Below are 17,049 nucleotides of genomic sequence, written 5' to 3'. Positions count from 1 at the left end.
CGGCAGCACCGACTACATCCGCATCATCAAAAAAGATCAGATCGATTTCTACCGCGACGCAGCAGAAACGGGCTTTGAAAGTAAAATTTAAAGCGCAGCTAAAGGCAGTAAAGTCAGAGGCTGCAGCTAAATTTAATTTCGCTACGAGATTACAAGCAGCAACGTCGCGTTTATGTCGTGATAGAATTTGCTAAATTTAATTCCATTGCGAGATGACGGAGCAGTATTTTCTAGCAACTAAAACTTTGGTGGCGCTTTGGTGGCTTTTATTTCGCGCAGATCAAGAACTAGCACGCGAACATTTATGCCTTTGATTTCATGGCTCACCGCGGACTGGCAAATTTATTTTATGCGACACCGCGCAACGCCGCGGTCGGTTTATAGCCGCATTCAGCGATAAATGACTAGCATACGACGCTTAAAAGGGTGAAATTTAAATTTAAAATTTGCAGATAAAATTCCACGCCTAAAGCCGACGAGGGTGCGACAAGATTATGGCAAGATTATAATTAAAAGGTAAAATTTGAAAACCGAACTAGAAAATCCCGCGCAAGAAACCCCAGCGCAAAAGCGAGAAGATCCTAGCAAAAATCGCTTCAGCGCGCGCAGTCTTTGGCTGATATTTGCCGCGATTTTTAGCGCAGTCGCGGCGACTTTTTGCTGTCTGCCTGCGCTTTTATTTTTGATTTTCGGCGCGAGCTTTTCCATTTTTTCAGGCGCAGAGGCGCTGGAAGGCTACCGCGCGCCGCTTTCTGCGTTAGCGCTTTTTTGCTTCGCGCTTTCCGCGTTTTTCTTTTTCAAAAAGTCGCGCGCATGCTCGCTACAAAGCGGGCGTAAAAAGTGGATCCTGATTTATGTGCTTTTAGGAGCCTTGTTTGCCTTTATGCTTACATATCCTGAAATTTTAGGAGGGCTTTATGCGTAAAATTTTGTTTTTGATGCTTGGATTTACGGCGCTTTTTGCCGATAAAGAGGTTAAAATTTACGTGGAAAAAATCCACTGCCCGCTCTGCACTACGATCGTGCGAAAGGCGCTTTTGCAAACGCCAGGCGTGATAAGCGCAAAGGTTTCGCAGCAGAGCAAAACCGCGACCGTCGCGGCAAAGGATGATGCAAACGAGACCGCGATGCTTGAGGCAATCGCTAAAACGGGCTATGAGGGCGTAATCGTAAAATAAAAATCTCCGGCAAAATTCTGACTAAATTTTAAATAAAATTCTTGCTAAATTTCGGTAAAATTCATGCGACTTTGCATAAAATTTCATTTTGCGCGGCTTGCCTGCAGCGCAAGCTAGCGCGATTGAAATTCTGCGCGTATTTTGCGGAAGCGCTATGTCGGCGCTGTCGCGTTTAAATTTAGCATAATTTCGCAAGCGCTTAAGCGAGCGCGGGCGCTTTTAATTAACGGGCGTGTCGCAATAACGCGCGGATGTAATAAATTCAAAAGGAGCAAACATGCAAAAAAACGAGGTTATAAACGATTTTAAAAAGCTGTGCGAGATACCGCACTGCAGCTGCGAAACGGAGCAGATGAGGGAGTTTTTAGCGGATTTTGCGCGCTGCCTGGGCTTTAGCGTGAGCGTCGATGAGGCGGGTAACATCCACGCCGTAAAGGGCGAGCCTAAAATCTGCTTGCAAAGCCACTACGACATGGTTTGCGTGGGTGCGGCGCCGAATTTGCAGCTCATCGAGGAAAGCGGCATACTAAGGGCGAAAAACTCGAGCTTGGGCGCTGATGATGGCATCGGCGTGGCGATGATGATGGGCGCGATGCGGGAGTTTGCGAACCTAGAGTGCCTATTTACCAACGACGAAGAGGTCGGGCTCGTGGGCGCAAACGCATTTAAAGGTAAAATTTTATCGCCTAATCTGCTAAATTTAGACAGCGAAGAAGACGACCGCGTGACGCTGGGATGTGCCGGCGGCATAAACGTAAGCGCAAAAATAGACGCCGCGAGCGTCAAAAAGAGCGGTAAAATCTACGAGATCGGCGTCACGGGGCTTAGCGGCGGGCATTCGGGCAACGAGATACATAAAAATATCCCAAATGCAACGAAGCTGCTGGCGAAATTTCTCGCCGAGGAGGGCTGCGAGTTAATCAGCCTTGATTTTGGCGAGAGGAGCAACTCGATCCCCGCAAATGCCGTATGTAAGGCGTTCTGCGCGCATGAGCCGGCGCAGCGCAGCCTAGTGTGGGTAAAAAGCCTGGGTGAGGGTGAAGCGGACATATTGGTAAACAGCGGCAAAATTTTGGCGCTAATTAACTCCTTCGCTCAGGGCGTGCGCAGCTACGATACGCAGCTTGGCATGGTAAACGAAAGTATAAATCTCTCGACCGTTAAGCAAAAAGAGGGCGTGATCAAGTTTGACTTTTTCGCTCGCGCGATGAAGCGAGAGGGGCTCGAAAATCTTGGCTTTGAGACCGCTACGCTGGCTAGCGCGCTGGGCTTTGAGGTCAGGGTAACCGACCGCTCGGCGAACTGGGCGCCGCACGTCAGCGACTTCGCGCATCTGGTGCTTGAGGAACTACAAAAACAAAAGCCGCAGGCCAAATTTGCCGCCGTGCACGCAGGCCTTGAGTGCGGCGTACTGGTCGCAAAACAGCCCGAGCTGCAAGCCTGCTCCATAGGCCCAAACATCCACTCGCCGCACTCCGTGAACGAGCACTGCGAGATAGCGTCGGTGGAGATGATGGCGGAGGTGGTGAGAAACATCATCGCTAGGCTTCAGTAGCTTACGACGGCTTGTCTTTTGAGCGTCTTTATAGAAATTACGCTTGTAGCATCGCTACGATGGTTTTGAAATAAATTTTGAAAATTTTAATCTAAGATAGGCTTTATGCCTAGCCTTAATTAAAATTTTCTGCACGACTTTCAAAACGACCTCACGATACGTTGTCTTAGCTTCTTGCATTACAAATTTGATTTTAAAATTTGCAACGATTTTTATAAAGTGTAGTTCTCAATAAACACAGCTACCAAGAATCAAAATTTTAAAATTCCGTCAAATTTAAGTGCGTAAATTTTAAGCTTGCATTGCGGGCTAAAATTTTACGGAAAATTCTTATCCTTGCTGCTGCACAGCTCGTTTAAAAAGCACTCTTTGCAGTTTGGCTTTATCGCTTTACAGGTGTAGCGGCCGAAAAGCACCATGCCTTGGTGCAGCTTGCCGAGGTCTGTTTTAAAAGCCTCGCTCAGATCGCGCTCCGTAAGCTCAGGCGTCTTTGCACGGCTCAGCCCTAGGCGATGCGCGACGCGAAAGACATGCGTATCCACCGCCATCACGTTTGCGCCCGCGCCCTCTAAAAGCACGACGTGAGCGGTCTTTTGCCCCACGCCCGCAAGAGATTTTAGCCCCGCTTCATCAAGCGGTACGACGCCGTCAAAGTCGCTAACCACCGCCTGCGCCATTTTGATTAAATTTACCGCTTTGTTGTTGTAGAAATTACACGAGCTAATTAGCAGTTTAACACTCGCCAGATTGGCTTTTGCGAGCTCCTTAACGCTAGGAAATTCCGCAAAAAAGCGCGGCGTAATCAAATTTACCCGCTTGTCCGTGCACTGCGCGCTAAGCATCACGCAGACCAAAAGCTGATAGTTGTCTTTAAATTTCAGCTCGCTGCGCTCTTCCGCGAAGTTTTGCAGAATTCTCTTTTTTATCTCTAAAATATCTTTCTTACTTCTCATTTACATTTCCTCAAGGCGGAATTCTACCCTAAAATTCTAAAGTACAGTTTGATTGTTAACAACTTTGAGTTATAATCGCCATTAAAATTTTTTTAAGGAATTGTGATGAAAAAAGTTTTATTTACAGCACTTAGTTTGGCTGCCGCTATCAGCCTTAACGCTACCGTTTACGCTACCGTAAATGGCAAAGACGTAACCGAAAAAGAGCTTGCTCCACTACTTCAAGGTATAGGAAATGTAGATATCGCCGCTCTTAATGCAGAGCAAAAAAAGGAGCTTATCGATAAAGGCATCGATCTAATGCTGCTAACGGATGAAGCTAAAAAATCGGGCGTTATGGATGAGGACGTTTATAAAAAAGAGCTTGAAATTGTAAAAGATAACTTAGCACTTCGTGTATGGCAGGCTAAAGAAGCCAGCAAAATAAATATCGACGATAAAGAAATAGCCGATTTTTATAACAAAAACAAAGCGCGCTTTACCGAGCCTGCGAGAATCAAAGCGGCTCAGATCGTCGTTAAAACCGAAGCCGAGGCAAACGATATTATTAAGCAGTTAAAAGGGCTTAGCGACAGTGCACTATTTACTAAATTTGCAGAGCTTGCCAAAGCTAAATCTATCGATCCGCAGGCTAAACAAACCGGCGGCGAGCTAGGCTGGATGCCTAGCGATCAGGTCAAGCCTTTTGCCGATGCGATCTCTAAGATAAAAGATGGTCAAATCACTACTAAAGCTATTAGAAGCAGAGTCGGATATCACGTCGTATTAAAAGAGGAGTCTCAAGCTAAAAAGCAGTTAAGTCAAAGCGAGGCAAAGCCTTTCATTGAGCGCGTGCTTAGACAACAAAAAGCGGCAAAAGTAGTCGAGCAAAAAGCGGCAGATCTTCACAAAAACGCTAAAATCGAGTATAAATAACATAGGAGCTAAAAATGGGCGTTTTAGATATAGTAAAACCGGGCGTTTTAAGCGGCGATGACGTAAGTAAGGTCTATGCGTATGCGAAGCAGCAGGGCTTTGCGATCCCTGCGGTAAACGTAGTGGGGAGCAACTCCATCAACGCCGTCTTGGAAAGCGCTAAAATCGCAAATTCGCCCGTAATAATTCAGTTTAGCAACGGCGGCGCGGCGTTTTATGCGGGCGCTACTTGCCCTAATGCCGCAGTTTTGGGCGCTATCGCAGGCGCACATCAAGTACATGCTCTGGCGGCTCATTATGGCGTTGCGGTGATTTTACATACCGATCATGCCGCAAGGAAGCTGCTTCCGTGGATCGACGAGCTTATCAAAGCTAATACCACTCATAAAAAAGCTCACGGCGTGCCGCTGTTTAGCTCGCACATGCTCGATCTTAGCGAGGATGATTTGGAGTTAAATTTAGCGACCTGCGAGAAGTATTTAGAAATTTTAAGCGATCTTGGAATTTCGCTTGAGATCGAGCTTGGTGTCACGGGCGGCGAAGAGGATGGCGTCGATAATACGAGCGTCGATAACGCGCGGCTTTACACCCAGCCTGCAGATGTCGCGCTTGCCTACGAACGACTTGGCAAAATCAGCGATAGATTCAGCATCGCGGCGAGCTTCGGCAACGTCCACGGCGTATATAAACCGGGCAATGTCGTGCTGAGACCTGAAATTTTAAAAAATTCGCAAAAATTCGTGCGCGAGAAATTTAATCTGCAATCCGAAAAGCCCGTAAATTTCGTCTTTCATGGCGGCAGCGGCAGCGAGACCTCCGACATCAAGGCAGCCGTTAGTTACGGCGTCGTTAAGATGAATATCGACACCGACACGCAGTGGGCGTTTTGGGACGGCGTGCGCGCTTATGAGGCCAAAAATCGCGGCTATTTGCAGACTCAAATCGGCAATCCGGAAGGTGAGGATAAACCGAATAAAAAATTCTACGATCCTCGCAAGTGGCTGAGAGCAGGCGAGCAGAGTATGGTGGCGCGCTTGCAAGTGGCATTTGACAATCTAAATTGCCTAAATAGGAACTAATATGGATCGCCCAAATAACGAAGTGCTCGATATCACGCTACCTGAGGCGAAGGAGCGCTCGCTAGCGGGCGTTTTTTTTAAGATCGCAGCTCTGCCGATCGCGGTTTTTGTGGTGTTTTTGCTGGGCTATTTGGGGCTTATCGGGCTGAAGGTAGAAACGCACTCGATCCTGATGCTTGCGGTTTTGCTCATTATCGCGCTAGTTTTAGCTCGTCATAATGCAGAATACGGCTGCTTAAATTTTCAAAATAATATCGATGACTTCAAGCGCGAGCTGAAAAATTACATCGTCGCCAATCTCTTAAGTATCGGCGGTAAAAAAAAATCAGATGCCAGCTTTGATCTTTTTGTGGACGAATACGGCTACTCGCTACGTAATCAAAACTACGCTTCCGTCGCATCGGCAGTCTTTCCGATGCTTGGAATTTTAGGAACTTTCATCTCGATTGCGATTTCGATGCCGCACTTTTCCTCAAGTAACATTGATGGGCTCGAAACCGAGATCGCGCAGCTTCTAGGCGGCGTAGGCACGGCGTTTTACGTCTCGATCTATGGAATTTTCTTAGCGCTTTGGTGGATATATTTTGAGAAAAAAGGCATTAGCAAATATGAGCGTCTGCTCATCAAATACAAAAATTCCACTAAAAATTTTTTCTGGAACAAAGACGAGATCACGCAGGGGTATCTGAGTGAAATTTTAAACGCTAATTCTGAAATTTCGCGCTCATTTGCGATGATGAGCTCTACGAATTTTACTGAAAGGCTAAACCGCCTAATCGATGAAAAAATTGGCGCGTTTGAAAGCGTGATGGAAGCCGAGAAGCGAAGCATGGCGATTACACAAGAAGAGCTTGAAAAGGCAGGAGAGATGATCCAAAGGACAAATCTCGCTCACGGCGAGTTAGATAAGAGCTTCGCTCAAATTTTATCTGCGCTTAAGTCCGTATCTGCAAGCCTAATCGAAATTCAAAACGGAATTTCCGCGCAGTATCTAAGCCAGTCCAAGGCTTTAACGGACGGGCAAGGCGAGCTGACTAACGTTACGAATGCATTAAGCGCTCAAATCAAGAGCCTAAATGCTTCCTTGGGCGGGTTTGCGGGCGAAATTTCAAGTTCGCAGAATGCTTACGCCGCTAAAATTGACGCTAGCTTTAAGGGGTTAAGCGCGGATTTGAAGGCCCTTTTAGCTGGAGAGGACACTGCGCGAACGAGCAACGAAAGCATCATCGAAGAGCTTCGCAAAACGCTTGCGAGCATCGATGAAAAAGCACTTTTAGATGAAAACGAATAACGAAGAAAAAGAGACCTTTTGGATCGCGTACGCCGATTTGATGGCGGGGCTGCTTTTTGTTTTCGTGCTTTTAGTAGGCGGCATCATCGTCAAATACTTCCTCACGCAAAGCAACCTGCAAGAGAAAGAAAGCCAAATTTCAAGCGCGCTAGCAAGCTTGCAAAGCCAGGAGAAAAAAAGCGCCGAGCTTGAGGCGCTGAATAAAATTTTTAGCGACCAGCTCGAGAAGCTAAATATCGAAAACACCGACCTTCGCAAGCAAAATTCCATCTACTTCATACAGATCGAAGATCTAACCGAGATGGCCCAGAGGCTGAAAAAAGAGAATTTAGACATCAACTCGCTTTTGCAAAAAGCGCGCGACGACGCCAACGCTACGATCAGCCAAAACGAGCTTAAGATCGCCTTTTTGCTCGATCAGCTCACGAAGAAGGAGAGCGATTTTAATAAAATTTTACAAGACCTCAACGTCACGAAAAACCGCATTCGCAACCTCACCGGAATGAAGGTCAAGATCATCGCCGATCTGAAGGAGAAGCTGGGCGGCAAGATCCGCATCGACAACGAAAGCGGCGCGATGACGCTAAGCTCGTCGATCCTTTTCGACAAGGGCTCAAGCGAGCTGAAAGAGGACGCCAAAGAGACGCTCCGCTCGACGCTACAGAGCTATTTCGCCGCGCTTTTGAATAACGATGAAATTCGCGAAAATTTAGATCAGATCATTATCGAGGGGCACACGGACAGCGACGGCGGGTATTTGTATAACCTCGAGCTCTCGCAAAATAGGGCGTTTGCCGTGATGGATTTCATCAATTCGTGGAATAAAGATGAGCGACTGCAAAAATATCTCATAGCCAGCGGTCGCAGCTACACGCAGCCCGTGATGCGTAGAGGCGTCGAGGACAAGGACGCTAGCCGCCGCATCGAGATAAAATTTACCCTTTCAAACAAAGAGGCGATGGAGGAGATCAGGAAATTTTTGCAGTTCGATGCGAACGCTACGAATTAGTAGCTCGCCCTTAACGGCTCGCTCGAAATTTTAGCCCGCAAAAAAGAGAGCTTAAAATTTTAAAATTCTTGACGAATTAACGGCTCATCTGAAATTTCAATGGCGGCGCGGAACATATCCTTTTATTTTGGCGCGAATATTATGAACGGGCGGCTCGCTTAAATTTTACCGTAGCGCTTACGTGGCGTTTATATAACGCCTACTGCGGCGGAATGGATTTAAATTTTAAGCCCGCATATTTTGACGCGCTTTTAGCGCTGCCGCGCGGATGATATAGTTTAAATTTAGACCTTTAAATTTAAGCCGTAAATTTAAGCAAGCCCACGGGCGGCTTAAAATTTAAATGGATCAAAAACCTTGCTCGTTTAGTTTTTTATAGGTGTAGCAACTGCGTTTAATCCCTAGATCGCAGGCTTTACCATAGTATTTTTTCGCCATACTCTTATCTTTTTTTACCCCTTTGCCGGATTCATATAAATATCCAAGATTATTGCACCCTTCGGCAATTTCTAAATCACAAGCCTTGGAAAATAATTTATTTGCTATTTGGTAATCTTGTTTTACACCTTTTCCTTGTTCATATAAAGCTCCTAAGTTGACACATCCTAGTCCATCTCCAAGATTGCAAGCTTTAGAATACAGGTCTTTTGCTTTTTCAAAGTCTTGTTTTACACCTTTACCAGACTCATATAGAACCCCGAGACTATTGCAACCTTCACCGACATCCAAATCGCAAGCTTTAGAATATAGCTCATTTGCTTTGTTATAGTTTTGCTCTATGACTTCCCCTTGTTCATATAAAACTCCTAGATCACTACATCCTAGCCCGTTCCCCAAATTGCAAGCTTTGGAATATAGTTCGCTCGCTTTCTTATAGTCCCGCTTTACACCTTCGCTGGAACTATACAAAACTCCTAGATTATAGCATCCTGTGTTATGCCCCAAATCGCAAGCTCTAGAATATAAATTTATTGCTTTTTCAAAGTCTTGTTCTATGCCTTCGCCTGAGGCATACCAAAACCCTAGAGCATAGCATCCTATGCTATATCCTAAATCACAAGTCCTAGAAAACAATTCATTTGCTTTCTTATAGTCCTGCTTTGTATGATTGCCTAAATAGTATGAAGCTCCAAGATTGTAACATCCTTCGGCAACTTCTAAATCGCAAGCTTTAGAATAGAATTGATCCGCTTTTTGGTAGCTTTGTTTTACGCCTTCCCCTTTTTCATATAAAATTCCAAGATTGTGGCAGCTTTCGCCATGTTTTAAATCGCAAGCTTTAGAATATAGCTCGCTTGCTTTTTTATAATCCTGTTTTACGCCTTCGCCCGAGGCATATAAAAGCCCGAGATTGTAGCATCCGTCACCTTCTTGCAAATCGCAAGCCTTGGAAAGCAGTTCGGTTGCTTTTTGGTAATCTTGCTTTACTCCTTCGCCTGAGTAGTATAAAACACCCAGATTGCCGCAAGCTATGCTATTTTTTAAGTCGCAGGCCTTAGAATATAGTTCGGCCGCTTTTTTATAATCTTGTTCTGCGCCCTTGCCGTATTCGTATGACGCCCCTAAGGTGGTGCAACCCCAGCCGTCGCCCAAATTACAGGCTTTAGAATTTAGCTCCCTTGCTTTTTCATAATCCTGCTTCACGCCATCCCCTGAATAGTATGCCATGGCGAGATTTACGCATGCTAAGGTGTTGTTATTATCGCATTTGCTTCGCAATCTGCTTATACCGGGACTCTCTTGTTCTGCCGATGACAAAGCCGTGGCTTCTGCTAGTAGCGATAAAGCCGCCGTGGCGATCAGCGCCAAAAATATCTTTTTCATACATCGCTCCGTCTGAAATTTCGGCTATTTTATTTCATTTTCGCTTAATCTTTTGAAAATCGGCGAGCTGTAAATTTACACAGTCGCAAGCTTAAAGGCGAAATTTAGCAAAAAGCGTTAAAATTCCAAGCAATGCAAGGAGTAAAAATGAAAATTTTAAAAAGTACGGACGCAAATTTCAAAGAGGAATTTGCGAGGTTGGTGCGCCGCGGCGAGACGGATATGAGATCGGTAATGCCCATCGTAAGCGGCATCATCGAGGAGATCAGAACGCGCGGCGATGAGGCGCTGGGCGAACAGATAGAGAAATTTGACAGATGGCGCGTGCAGGGCGATCTGGCTATCACGCAAGAGCAGATGAGCCGTGCGTATGAAAATTTAACCACGGAGCTTAAAAACGCGCTACAGGTCGCATATGAGCGCATCTACGCTTATCATGAAAAACAGCTTGAGAGAAGCTGGTTTAGCTTCGATCCAAGCGGCGCGATGCTCGGGCAAAAGATCACGCCCGTGGATCGCGCGGGGCTGTATATCCCGGGCGGCAAGGCGGCGTATCCGAGCTCGCTTCTGATGAATGCGATCCCCGCAATCGTCGCGGGCGTGGAGGATATCAGCGTCTGCACTCCCGCCGTGGGCGGCGTCGTAAATGAGCTACTGCTCGCGGCGATGCATGTACTGGGGATCAAAAAAGCTTACAAGGTGGGCGGCGCAAGCGCGATCGCGGCGATGGCATACGGCACGCGCACGATCGGCAAGGTCGACGTCATCACGGGCCCCGGGAATATCTTCGTAGCGACCGCCAAAAAGCTCGTGTTCGGCGATGTGAATATCGATATGATCGCGGGCCCTAGCGAAGTGGGCATCATCGCAAACGCCGCGGCAGATCCGCGCAACATCGCCGTGGATCTGCTCAGCCAAGCCGAGCACGACGAGATCGCGAGCAGCTTTTTGATAAGCGACGATGAAAAATTTGCTCTTTGCGTCGCTGAGCATATAGAGCAGCAGCTTCCTACGCTTGCGCGTGAGCCGATCGCTCGCGCCAGCATCCAAAACAAGGGCGCAATCATCATCGCACGCGATATGAATGAGTGCGTAGAGTTGATGAATGAGCTTGCGGTCGAGCACCTCGAGATCGCGACCGAGAACGCCTACGAGCTGCTTCCGCGCATACGCCACGCAGGCGCGATATTTTTGGGTCACTACACGCCCGAAGCGATGGGCGATTACCTCGCAGGTCCTAACCATACGCTGCCGACCGGCGGAAGTGCGCGATTTTTCTCGCCCCTGGGGGTTTATAACTTCATCAAGCGAAGCTCGATCATAGCGCTAAATAAGCGCGCCATAGATGAGCTCGGAGGCGCGTGCATGGCGTTAGCGGAAGCCGAGGGGCTGGGCGCGCACAAAAAATCGGTGCAGATCAGATTTGAGGAGAAGTGATTTTGCGCTGCAGCCCCAAGATACGGCGAGGTCGGAATTTAAAGATCGTCGGCGATAGTTGCGAAACCGCGAGCCGAAATTTAGAATTTAAAGACGAGTTAAATTTTAAAAAATATAAGCGTCGCGGCGAGAGTAAAATTTTAAAATTTCAAAAGCGCTATAAATTTAAAAAAACGGCTGTATTTGATTAAAATTTAAGGCAAATTTACTAAGCGAAATGATATACTTTCGCTGATTTTTTACAAGGAGAGAAAAATGAAAAAATCACTTTTAGTTTTGGCTAGTTTTGGCTTTGCGCTAAGTCTTAGCGCCGCAGATCTTTCAGATAGCTGCAAGGAGTACTTCGCAGATCTTGATAAGATGGTTGATACCTACAAACAAGCGGGTCAAGAGCAGCAGGTCAAGATGTATGAGGATCAAAAAAAGCAGTCTATGGATCAGATCAGCGCGCTTCCTAAGGAGCAGCAAGAGGCCACTTGCAAACAAGCTAAAGAGATATTCAAGCAGATGATGGATCAGATGAAACAACAAGGCGCTATGAAATAAATACCTTCGCGGGCACGATGATGCCTTCTTCAGTCGCGGCGATGTGATATCGTCGCGATTAATTCTTTTTAAACTCACACTTTTATTTTAAAAATTTTTAAATTTTAAAATTCGGATGTTTTATCCTCGTTGCTTTCGGGGTTTGCTAAGAATTTCAAATTTGACATTCGGCTCGTTGCAGGAAGTTAAAACGAAATAAAGCGCTCGCCGTCGTTAAAATGCTCCGCAAGGCAACGCATCTTAGTGGGACGCTGCGGTGCACCAAAGATTTACGAGCCGTTTTGGCGCGGCTCGAAACAGCGCCTCATCAATATGATAAATTCGAGGCTCGGTTTAAGCATTATTTTATCGCGATTTAAAATAGCCGAGGCTCATAGATAGAGCGAATTCGCATCTCAGTTTACGGCTCTGCCTATGAAATTTGCGACTAAAATTATCTCGCAAAATCGCCTTGGATTTTAATCCTTAGTAACGATCGCGCCGCTTTTTATTTCGTGCACGCAGGCATTTCTGTGCAGCTCCTTACCGGCATCTAAAGTATAGTAGTGCGTTGTTACTGTACAGCGTAAATCGGCGTCGATGACGAACTCCTGCTTGGCGCGCATCGGCGGCTTGCTTTTACCGCAGTGCACGTAATCGGCGTAAATTTCGCGACAATCGCTTATACGAAATGCGTCGTTTAAAAGGCACATAAAAACGTATTCGTGCCCGCGTTCGCTATCTTGAAAATCCATCAGATAAAGCCTTAGCAGAATTGTTTTGGCGCTCTTTTCGGGCAAACGACAAGCCCTTATGTCTCTGATCCTCTCCCAATACGCGCTTAGATTGTCGATTAAAAAATTCTCCTTTACGAACGAAAACAGCTCATTTTTATCAAGTAAATTTTTATCGATAGCCGCTAAGGGCGAAATTTCTCCCGGATAGCGCATCGGCAGTTGCGCGATCGGCAGATCGTCGTAAATATCTTTCATGGTCTGATAAATCTCCGGTCGCGGCGCATCGTCTCCCTTAGCCGCGGCATTTTCCATGCCGCATAGCGCAAGTAGGCACAGCAAAAATATCCACACCTGCTTCATAACATTCCCCTTTGTTTCGGTCGTAACCTCTTTGCTTCTGATCATACTGTAAATTTTAAAGCCTTAATATGAAGAAAAAAGATCAAAAATCAAAGTGCCGCTTTTACAGCTATCCTTAGCCATCTTTTTCTATTTTGCCCTTGCTTTTGGGCTAATTTAATCCGAGCCCTCTTGTTCTTGTGTGAAACGGACGATGCGCGATTATTCGCCGTTCTGCGCCTCTTCGGTGAAGCTAACGATGCGCGGAGCTGCGATGCGCGCGTAATCCTGCGCGTTTAGAATGATCGAGTGATCGAGCAAGCCCGCGTTGAAAGCGATCTCTTCAAAGCGTCCGAACAGCGACGGATCGGCGATTAGCAGCAGTTTGTCGTGGAAGCTAAAGGGCGGCACCGAGCCGATGACGCAGTCTGTGAGATCGCCCACTTCATCGGGGCTTACGAGCGATGCTTTCGTGCCGCCTAGCCCCTCTGCCAGGCGCTTTAAATCGGTTTTATGATCGGCTGCGAAGACCGCTAGGACGTAGATCCTGCCGTTTCTGCCTGCGGGTTTGTCGCTAGGAAGCTTCAGCTGCTGCGGCACGTTGGCGCAGATTTGATCGGCGGTTAAAGTTAAATTTCCGGCGCAGGCGCCGTTTTCGCAGCCTTGAGCGCTCGCAATGGCGGAGGCGTTAGGGTTTTGCGCATCATCGGCGTTTGCTAAATTTAAATTTTGCGCGAAAGAAATTTGCCCGTCCTTAAAGCCCTTGATCGTGCAAACTAGCGCCTTTGCGCCTTGCCCCAGCTGCGTGCCTCGGGCTTTGGCGACTTCGGCGGAGGTGCCCGCGCTTTGGTGAGCTACTACGCGGAAGTGCGCGCCCTGCTGCGTTAAAAGCTCTTTTAGACTTTCAAAAATTCTCTCTGACATGCTCTCTCCTTGTTTTTGCGAAATTATACTGAAATTTTAACTAAACGACGCATCGGCGCCAAATTTTGCAACCTCGCCACTTTTGTTGGCGCAATGCTTGCCGCCGCCGCATAGGCTTTGTATGTCGCGCATTTTACGGCTAAATTTTTAAAATTTAAAAGGCGGATAGGCTGAAGGCGCGCTAAATTTTACGGCCGCAATCTACGCAGAAGCGCGATGAGGTCCCGTCGCGCATAAAATTTACGCAAAGCCCGCGGTAAAATTTCGCGGTTAAAATTTGTGCAAAGGCGCAGCATAGTTTTTAAAAAGGGCGGTTAAATTTTCTACGCGCAGTTCAGCTCTTGCGAGCGATTTGACTTTTGTGAGCAGTTTGGCTTTTGCAAGTAGTTCGGCTAGTCGGCTCGTTTGCAAACGGCTAGGCTTTCCTTGCGGCGCGGACATCTATAGGCGGGGCTTAAAAGCAGATCGCGTATCTCTTTTGCAGGCGGTTAGGCTTTTCTGCGTGCACGCACCCGTGCGACGACCTGCCAAAGCCCTGTATCATTTCGCAGCTCCTTCCGCCACGAAAACGACGCCTCGCTCATCTATGAAAAGACGTAGCGCATCGCCCCCTCGCCGTTTTGCACGAGCACAATCTCCTCCGCTTCTTTGTGCGCGGTTAGGCGCAGCGCCGTGCCGACGCAGCCGTAAAAAATATCCCACGTCCCGCTTGCGGGCTCATAAATCCTTATCGTCGTGCCGTATTCGGCGTCCGGTTGCGGATTTGCGAGCCGCTGCGCGCGCGAGGGCACGATAAATACGTCCTGTACCGCGGATCCGTCCAAAACCCGCGCGAAGAGCCACTCACCTCTGACTTCACGCGGCGTGCCGCTCTGCAGGCCGTCCGTCCACCATATGTCCCAATCGCCGATGAGCGGTGCGAAAAAATCGTGCTCGCTCGGTATCTTTGCGCTCCGTGCGTCGCTGCACAGAGCCTTTGCAAATCCGCTTTTTTGCATTAACGCTCCTTGCGAAATTATTTCATCTTGCGGATTTTGGGCTCTTTGCTCTCTACGAGTTCGTAAATTTTAAGCTCGACCTTAACGTCTTTGGGCGCTAAAATTCTAATTTCGCCGCCATCGTAGGCGAATGGATGCGTGAGCTCGTAATAGATCCGCTTCTTTTGCTTCTTGCCGTCGCATAGCATCAGCGTTTGAGCAAGCTCATCGCCGCCGCTAAACTCGTAATAAAGCCCGTCCGAGCCCTCTTTTTGCTCTATTTTGCCGCCGATCAGATACGCGTCATTGCAGTCGGCCTTGATCTCTTTCGAAAAGACCGCTTCGACCTTAAACTGCTGCGGCGGCATCTTTGACGGCGTTAGCTCAAAGACGTTTAGCTGCTTTTGCGCCTCGCCGCCGAACAAAAACAGCGGCAATAGGAAAAATAAAACGCTTTTTCTCATTTTTTGCTCCTTAAAAAGATATTTTTATTTAAAATTTTAGCAAAATTTTTACTCATTAAACTGAAATTTCAATCAACTTCGTTTTTGCCTACAATACAGATGATGTTTTTTAGCGCTTCCGTCTCTGATTTTAACGCCTCGCTATCGGTTTTTTGCGCAGCGCTATTTTTGTTCGCTAAATTTTTGCTAGAGCCTTGCGGCGAGGGTTTTTCCCGCGAGTTTAAAGCCTTGACGGCGTCGCGCGATATTTCGCCCTGCGTCTGCACGGTGGAAATTTCGCCGCTAGCCCCGCCAGCCTTGCTCGTGCGGCGGCTTAGCACGCTTTTGACGCTTATCTTTTCGCCTGCGTAAAACGCTTCGCAAAGCCCGCCTTGCGCCTCATAGTCCGTCACTTTGACGCTGCCCTCTTGAAATTTATAAAATTTCGCCCGTTTCGCTCCTCGTAGCTCCCTGACTCCGCCCCATACGTCGCTCTGCGCGTCGAGATCTGCGAGCGCGAATGCGCCGTCTGCCGCCTTATACATATTGCCGAGCCTTATCGGTATGCGTTCGCCGCTCTTTTTGGTAAGCACGAAGCCGATCTTTTCGCCATCTTTTGGGCTCTGGCGGAACTGCCCCGAGAAAAACGCCGTGAAAAACGCGACCTCTTTGATCTCGCCGTCGGTGCCTAGGTACCTCGTCCAGCCATCTTCGGGCACATCGATCTCGGCGACGTCTCGTCCGTCCTTTGCGCCGCATTTTAAGCCCGCGCAGCCGCTAAGCGCTAATGCCGCAAGCGCGGCTAGAAATAAGTTTTTCATATCTTCCCTTCAAATAAATTTTGGCTCAGAGCAGGGCGCCGCCTGCGCTTCTATGCGTAAATTTGCGCAAAATAGGGCGCGCTCGCTCACTCCGCGGGCTTGATGCGCTACCGCGTCTAAACACACATAAATCGCGCGATATAAGCGGTGGCGCGGAATTTTAACGTCGCTCGGCGCGTTTTGCAAGCGCTTTGCGGCAAATCCGCCCGAAACCTCGGGCGCGCAAAGCCCGTATTGCGGCTAAATTTATCAAGCCGACGTCGCCCAGACGCGTAAAAATCGCTGTCCGCTCGCCTCAAACGAGCGCCCCTGCCAGTCCCAGTCGTTTTCGCCGCCCATTGCAAAATTTTGAGGCTCGCCTGATAGAGCCGCCGCGCTCAAAGCAGCCGTTATCCGCTCTTTCATAAAATCATCGGGCTCGCAAGACTTGAATTTTTCAAATTTTATCTCGTAAAGGGAGGTGAGCCTAAAGTCCGCGCGCACGAGCTTGTCGCACTGCTGCGCGAACTCCGCCGCGCTATATTCGTGCTTTGGGGCATAGTACCAAACCTCCAGCTCCTCGATGCTTTCGCCCCCAAATTTTATGGATTTTATCATTCTGACTCCCATTTCGCTCATCGCGGCGGTTTAAATTTTATCGCTTAAATTTTGTTTGCACTCATGCGGCGCAGGTTTTGCACGCAAGATCAAACTCTCGCTGTTCGGCGCGAGCGCGCTGCGCAGGCAAATTTTAAATTTAATCCGCCGCACTTTAAATTCAGACGCCGAAGTCCGCCCGCATCCCCTCTTTGCCCTTCGGCGTAAAATAGCAAACGATGTAGCAGAGCATTCGGTCTTTGTACTCGTATTTGGCTTCGAGGCTTTCGATAATGCGCGCAAATTCCTGCGGCGGCTTGTCCTCAAAGGCGCCTCGCAGCTCCTCTGCGGCGATATGTCTTGGGCTAAGGAGCAGATACGCCGCGCCGCCGTCCTCATCCTCGCTGATGGCGCGTAAAATTTCATCGCTCGCGCGAATGCCCCTTGCCGTCCCATTCGCACAGGC

General features: G+C 48.0%; 18 protein-coding genes. 9 read left to right on the top strand and 9 right to left on the bottom strand.

All coding sequences use genetic code 11. The annotated features are described in order from the left end of the window. The first annotated feature begins 523 nt into the window (after positions 1-523). The 3 genes from Q0117_RS08045 to Q0117_RS08035 all read left to right on the top strand — a co-directional run bounded on the left by Q0117_RS08045 (position 524) and on the right by Q0117_RS08035 (position 2,733). Positions 524-925 carry an aryl sulfotransferase gene (locus Q0117_RS08045; RefSeq protein ID WP_297924411.1) on the top strand — a complete coding sequence of 134 codons (402 nt, stop codon included), beginning with the start codon at positions 524-526 and terminating at the stop codon, positions 923-925. Next, positions 918-1,178 (top strand): cation transporter, encoded by a 261-nt coding sequence (locus Q0117_RS08040; protein ID WP_005871832.1) that lies wholly within the window; start codon positions 918-920, stop codon positions 1,176-1,178. Before Q0117_RS08045 ends, Q0117_RS08040 begins: the two co-directional genes overlap by 8 nt. A 277-nt stretch (positions 1,179-1,455) precedes the next feature. Further along, complete coding sequence (locus tag Q0117_RS08035; protein ID WP_297924409.1) at positions 1,456-2,733, top strand: M20/M25/M40 family metallo-hydrolase; 1,278 nt, start codon at positions 1,456-1,458, stop codon at positions 2,731-2,733. A gap of 317 nt (positions 2,734-3,050) precedes the next feature. Here Q0117_RS08035 and nth read toward each other — a convergent pair whose 3' ends face one another. Beyond that, positions 3,051-3,686, bottom strand: coding sequence for an endonuclease III (gene nth, locus Q0117_RS08030; RefSeq protein ID WP_297924407.1), 636 nt, complete (start codon positions 3,684-3,686; stop codon positions 3,051-3,053). Between the two features lie 105 nt (positions 3,687-3,791). Here nth and Q0117_RS08025 point away from each other — a divergent pair, with 105 nt between their 5' ends. The 4 genes from Q0117_RS08025 to Q0117_RS08010 are packed head-to-tail and all read left to right on the top strand — an operon-like array spanning position 3,792 to position 7,980. After that, complete coding sequence (locus tag Q0117_RS08025) at positions 3,792-4,601, top strand: peptidyl-prolyl cis-trans isomerase (protein WP_297924405.1); 810 nt, start codon at positions 3,792-3,794, stop codon at positions 4,599-4,601. A gap of 14 nt (positions 4,602-4,615) precedes the next feature. Continuing rightward, the gene (fbaA, locus tag Q0117_RS08020) at positions 4,616-5,680 is read left to right on the top strand and encodes a class II fructose-bisphosphate aldolase (RefSeq protein WP_297924403.1); all 1,065 of its coding nucleotides are present in this window, start codon (positions 4,616-4,618) and stop codon (positions 5,678-5,680) included. Between the two features lies 1 nt (position 5,681). Further along, the gene (locus tag Q0117_RS08015) at positions 5,682-6,971 is read left to right on the top strand and encodes a MotA/TolQ/ExbB proton channel family protein (protein WP_297924400.1); all 1,290 of its coding nucleotides are present in this window, start codon (positions 5,682-5,684) and stop codon (positions 6,969-6,971) included. Further along, the gene (locus Q0117_RS08010; protein ID WP_297924399.1) at positions 6,958-7,980 is read left to right on the top strand and encodes an OmpA family protein; all 1,023 of its coding nucleotides are present in this window, start codon (positions 6,958-6,960) and stop codon (positions 7,978-7,980) included. Before Q0117_RS08015 ends, Q0117_RS08010 begins: the two co-directional genes overlap by 14 nt. 348 nt (positions 7,981-8,328) lie before the next feature. Here Q0117_RS08010 and Q0117_RS08005 read toward each other — a convergent pair whose 3' ends face one another. Next, complete coding sequence (locus tag Q0117_RS08005; protein ID WP_297924397.1) at positions 8,329-9,804, bottom strand: tetratricopeptide repeat protein; 1,476 nt, start codon at positions 9,802-9,804, stop codon at positions 8,329-8,331. Between the two features lie 147 nt (positions 9,805-9,951). Between Q0117_RS08005 and hisD the strand changes: the two genes are divergently transcribed. Further along, on the top strand, positions 9,952-11,241 hold the full coding sequence (gene hisD / locus Q0117_RS08000; protein WP_297924395.1) for a histidinol dehydrogenase: 1,290 nt from the start codon (positions 9,952-9,954) through the stop codon (positions 11,239-11,241). Between the two features lie 255 nt (positions 11,242-11,496). Continuing rightward, positions 11,497-11,787: a DUF5339 domain-containing protein gene (locus tag Q0117_RS07995; protein ID WP_291936556.1), complete on the top strand. Its 291-nt coding sequence runs from the start codon at positions 11,497-11,499 to the stop codon at positions 11,785-11,787. 458 nt (positions 11,788-12,245) lie between these two features. Here Q0117_RS07995 and Q0117_RS07990 read toward each other — a convergent pair whose 3' ends face one another. From Q0117_RS07990 to Q0117_RS07960, 7 genes are all read right to left on the bottom strand, one after another. After that, positions 12,246-12,908: a hypothetical protein gene (locus tag Q0117_RS07990; protein WP_297924393.1), complete on the bottom strand. Its 663-nt coding sequence runs from the start codon at positions 12,906-12,908 to the stop codon at positions 12,246-12,248. Positions 12,909-13,064: 156 nt separating this feature from the next. Beyond that, positions 13,065-13,766, bottom strand: coding sequence for a YbaK/EbsC family protein (locus tag Q0117_RS07985; RefSeq protein ID WP_297924391.1), 702 nt, complete (start codon positions 13,764-13,766; stop codon positions 13,065-13,067). Between the two features lie 584 nt (positions 13,767-14,350). Next, complete coding sequence (locus Q0117_RS07980) at positions 14,351-14,764, bottom strand: hypothetical protein (RefSeq protein WP_297924389.1); 414 nt, start codon at positions 14,762-14,764, stop codon at positions 14,351-14,353. Between the two features lie 17 nt (positions 14,765-14,781). Further along, entirely contained in the window at positions 14,782-15,207 is a 426-nt protein-coding gene (locus Q0117_RS07975; RefSeq protein WP_297924387.1) for an ecotin family protein, read from the bottom strand. Positions 15,208-15,275: 68 nt separating this feature from the next. After that, positions 15,276-16,007, bottom strand: coding sequence for a hypothetical protein (locus Q0117_RS07970; RefSeq protein ID WP_297924385.1), 732 nt, complete (start codon positions 16,005-16,007; stop codon positions 15,276-15,278). Between the two features lie 249 nt (positions 16,008-16,256). Beyond that, the gene (locus Q0117_RS07965) at positions 16,257-16,604 is read right to left on the bottom strand and encodes a hypothetical protein (RefSeq protein WP_297924383.1); all 348 of its coding nucleotides are present in this window, start codon (positions 16,602-16,604) and stop codon (positions 16,257-16,259) included. A 160-nt stretch (positions 16,605-16,764) separates the two neighbouring features. Further along, positions 16,765-17,049, bottom strand: a 285-nt coding sequence (locus Q0117_RS07960) for a hypothetical protein (RefSeq protein ID WP_297924381.1), incomplete at its 5' end; no start/stop codon positions are given.

The organism is uncultured Campylobacter sp., assembly GCF_937997535.1.
Lineage (GTDB): Bacteria > Campylobacterota > Campylobacteria > Campylobacterales > Campylobacteraceae > Campylobacter_B.
This window is presented reverse-complemented; position numbering and strand designations above follow the sequence as displayed.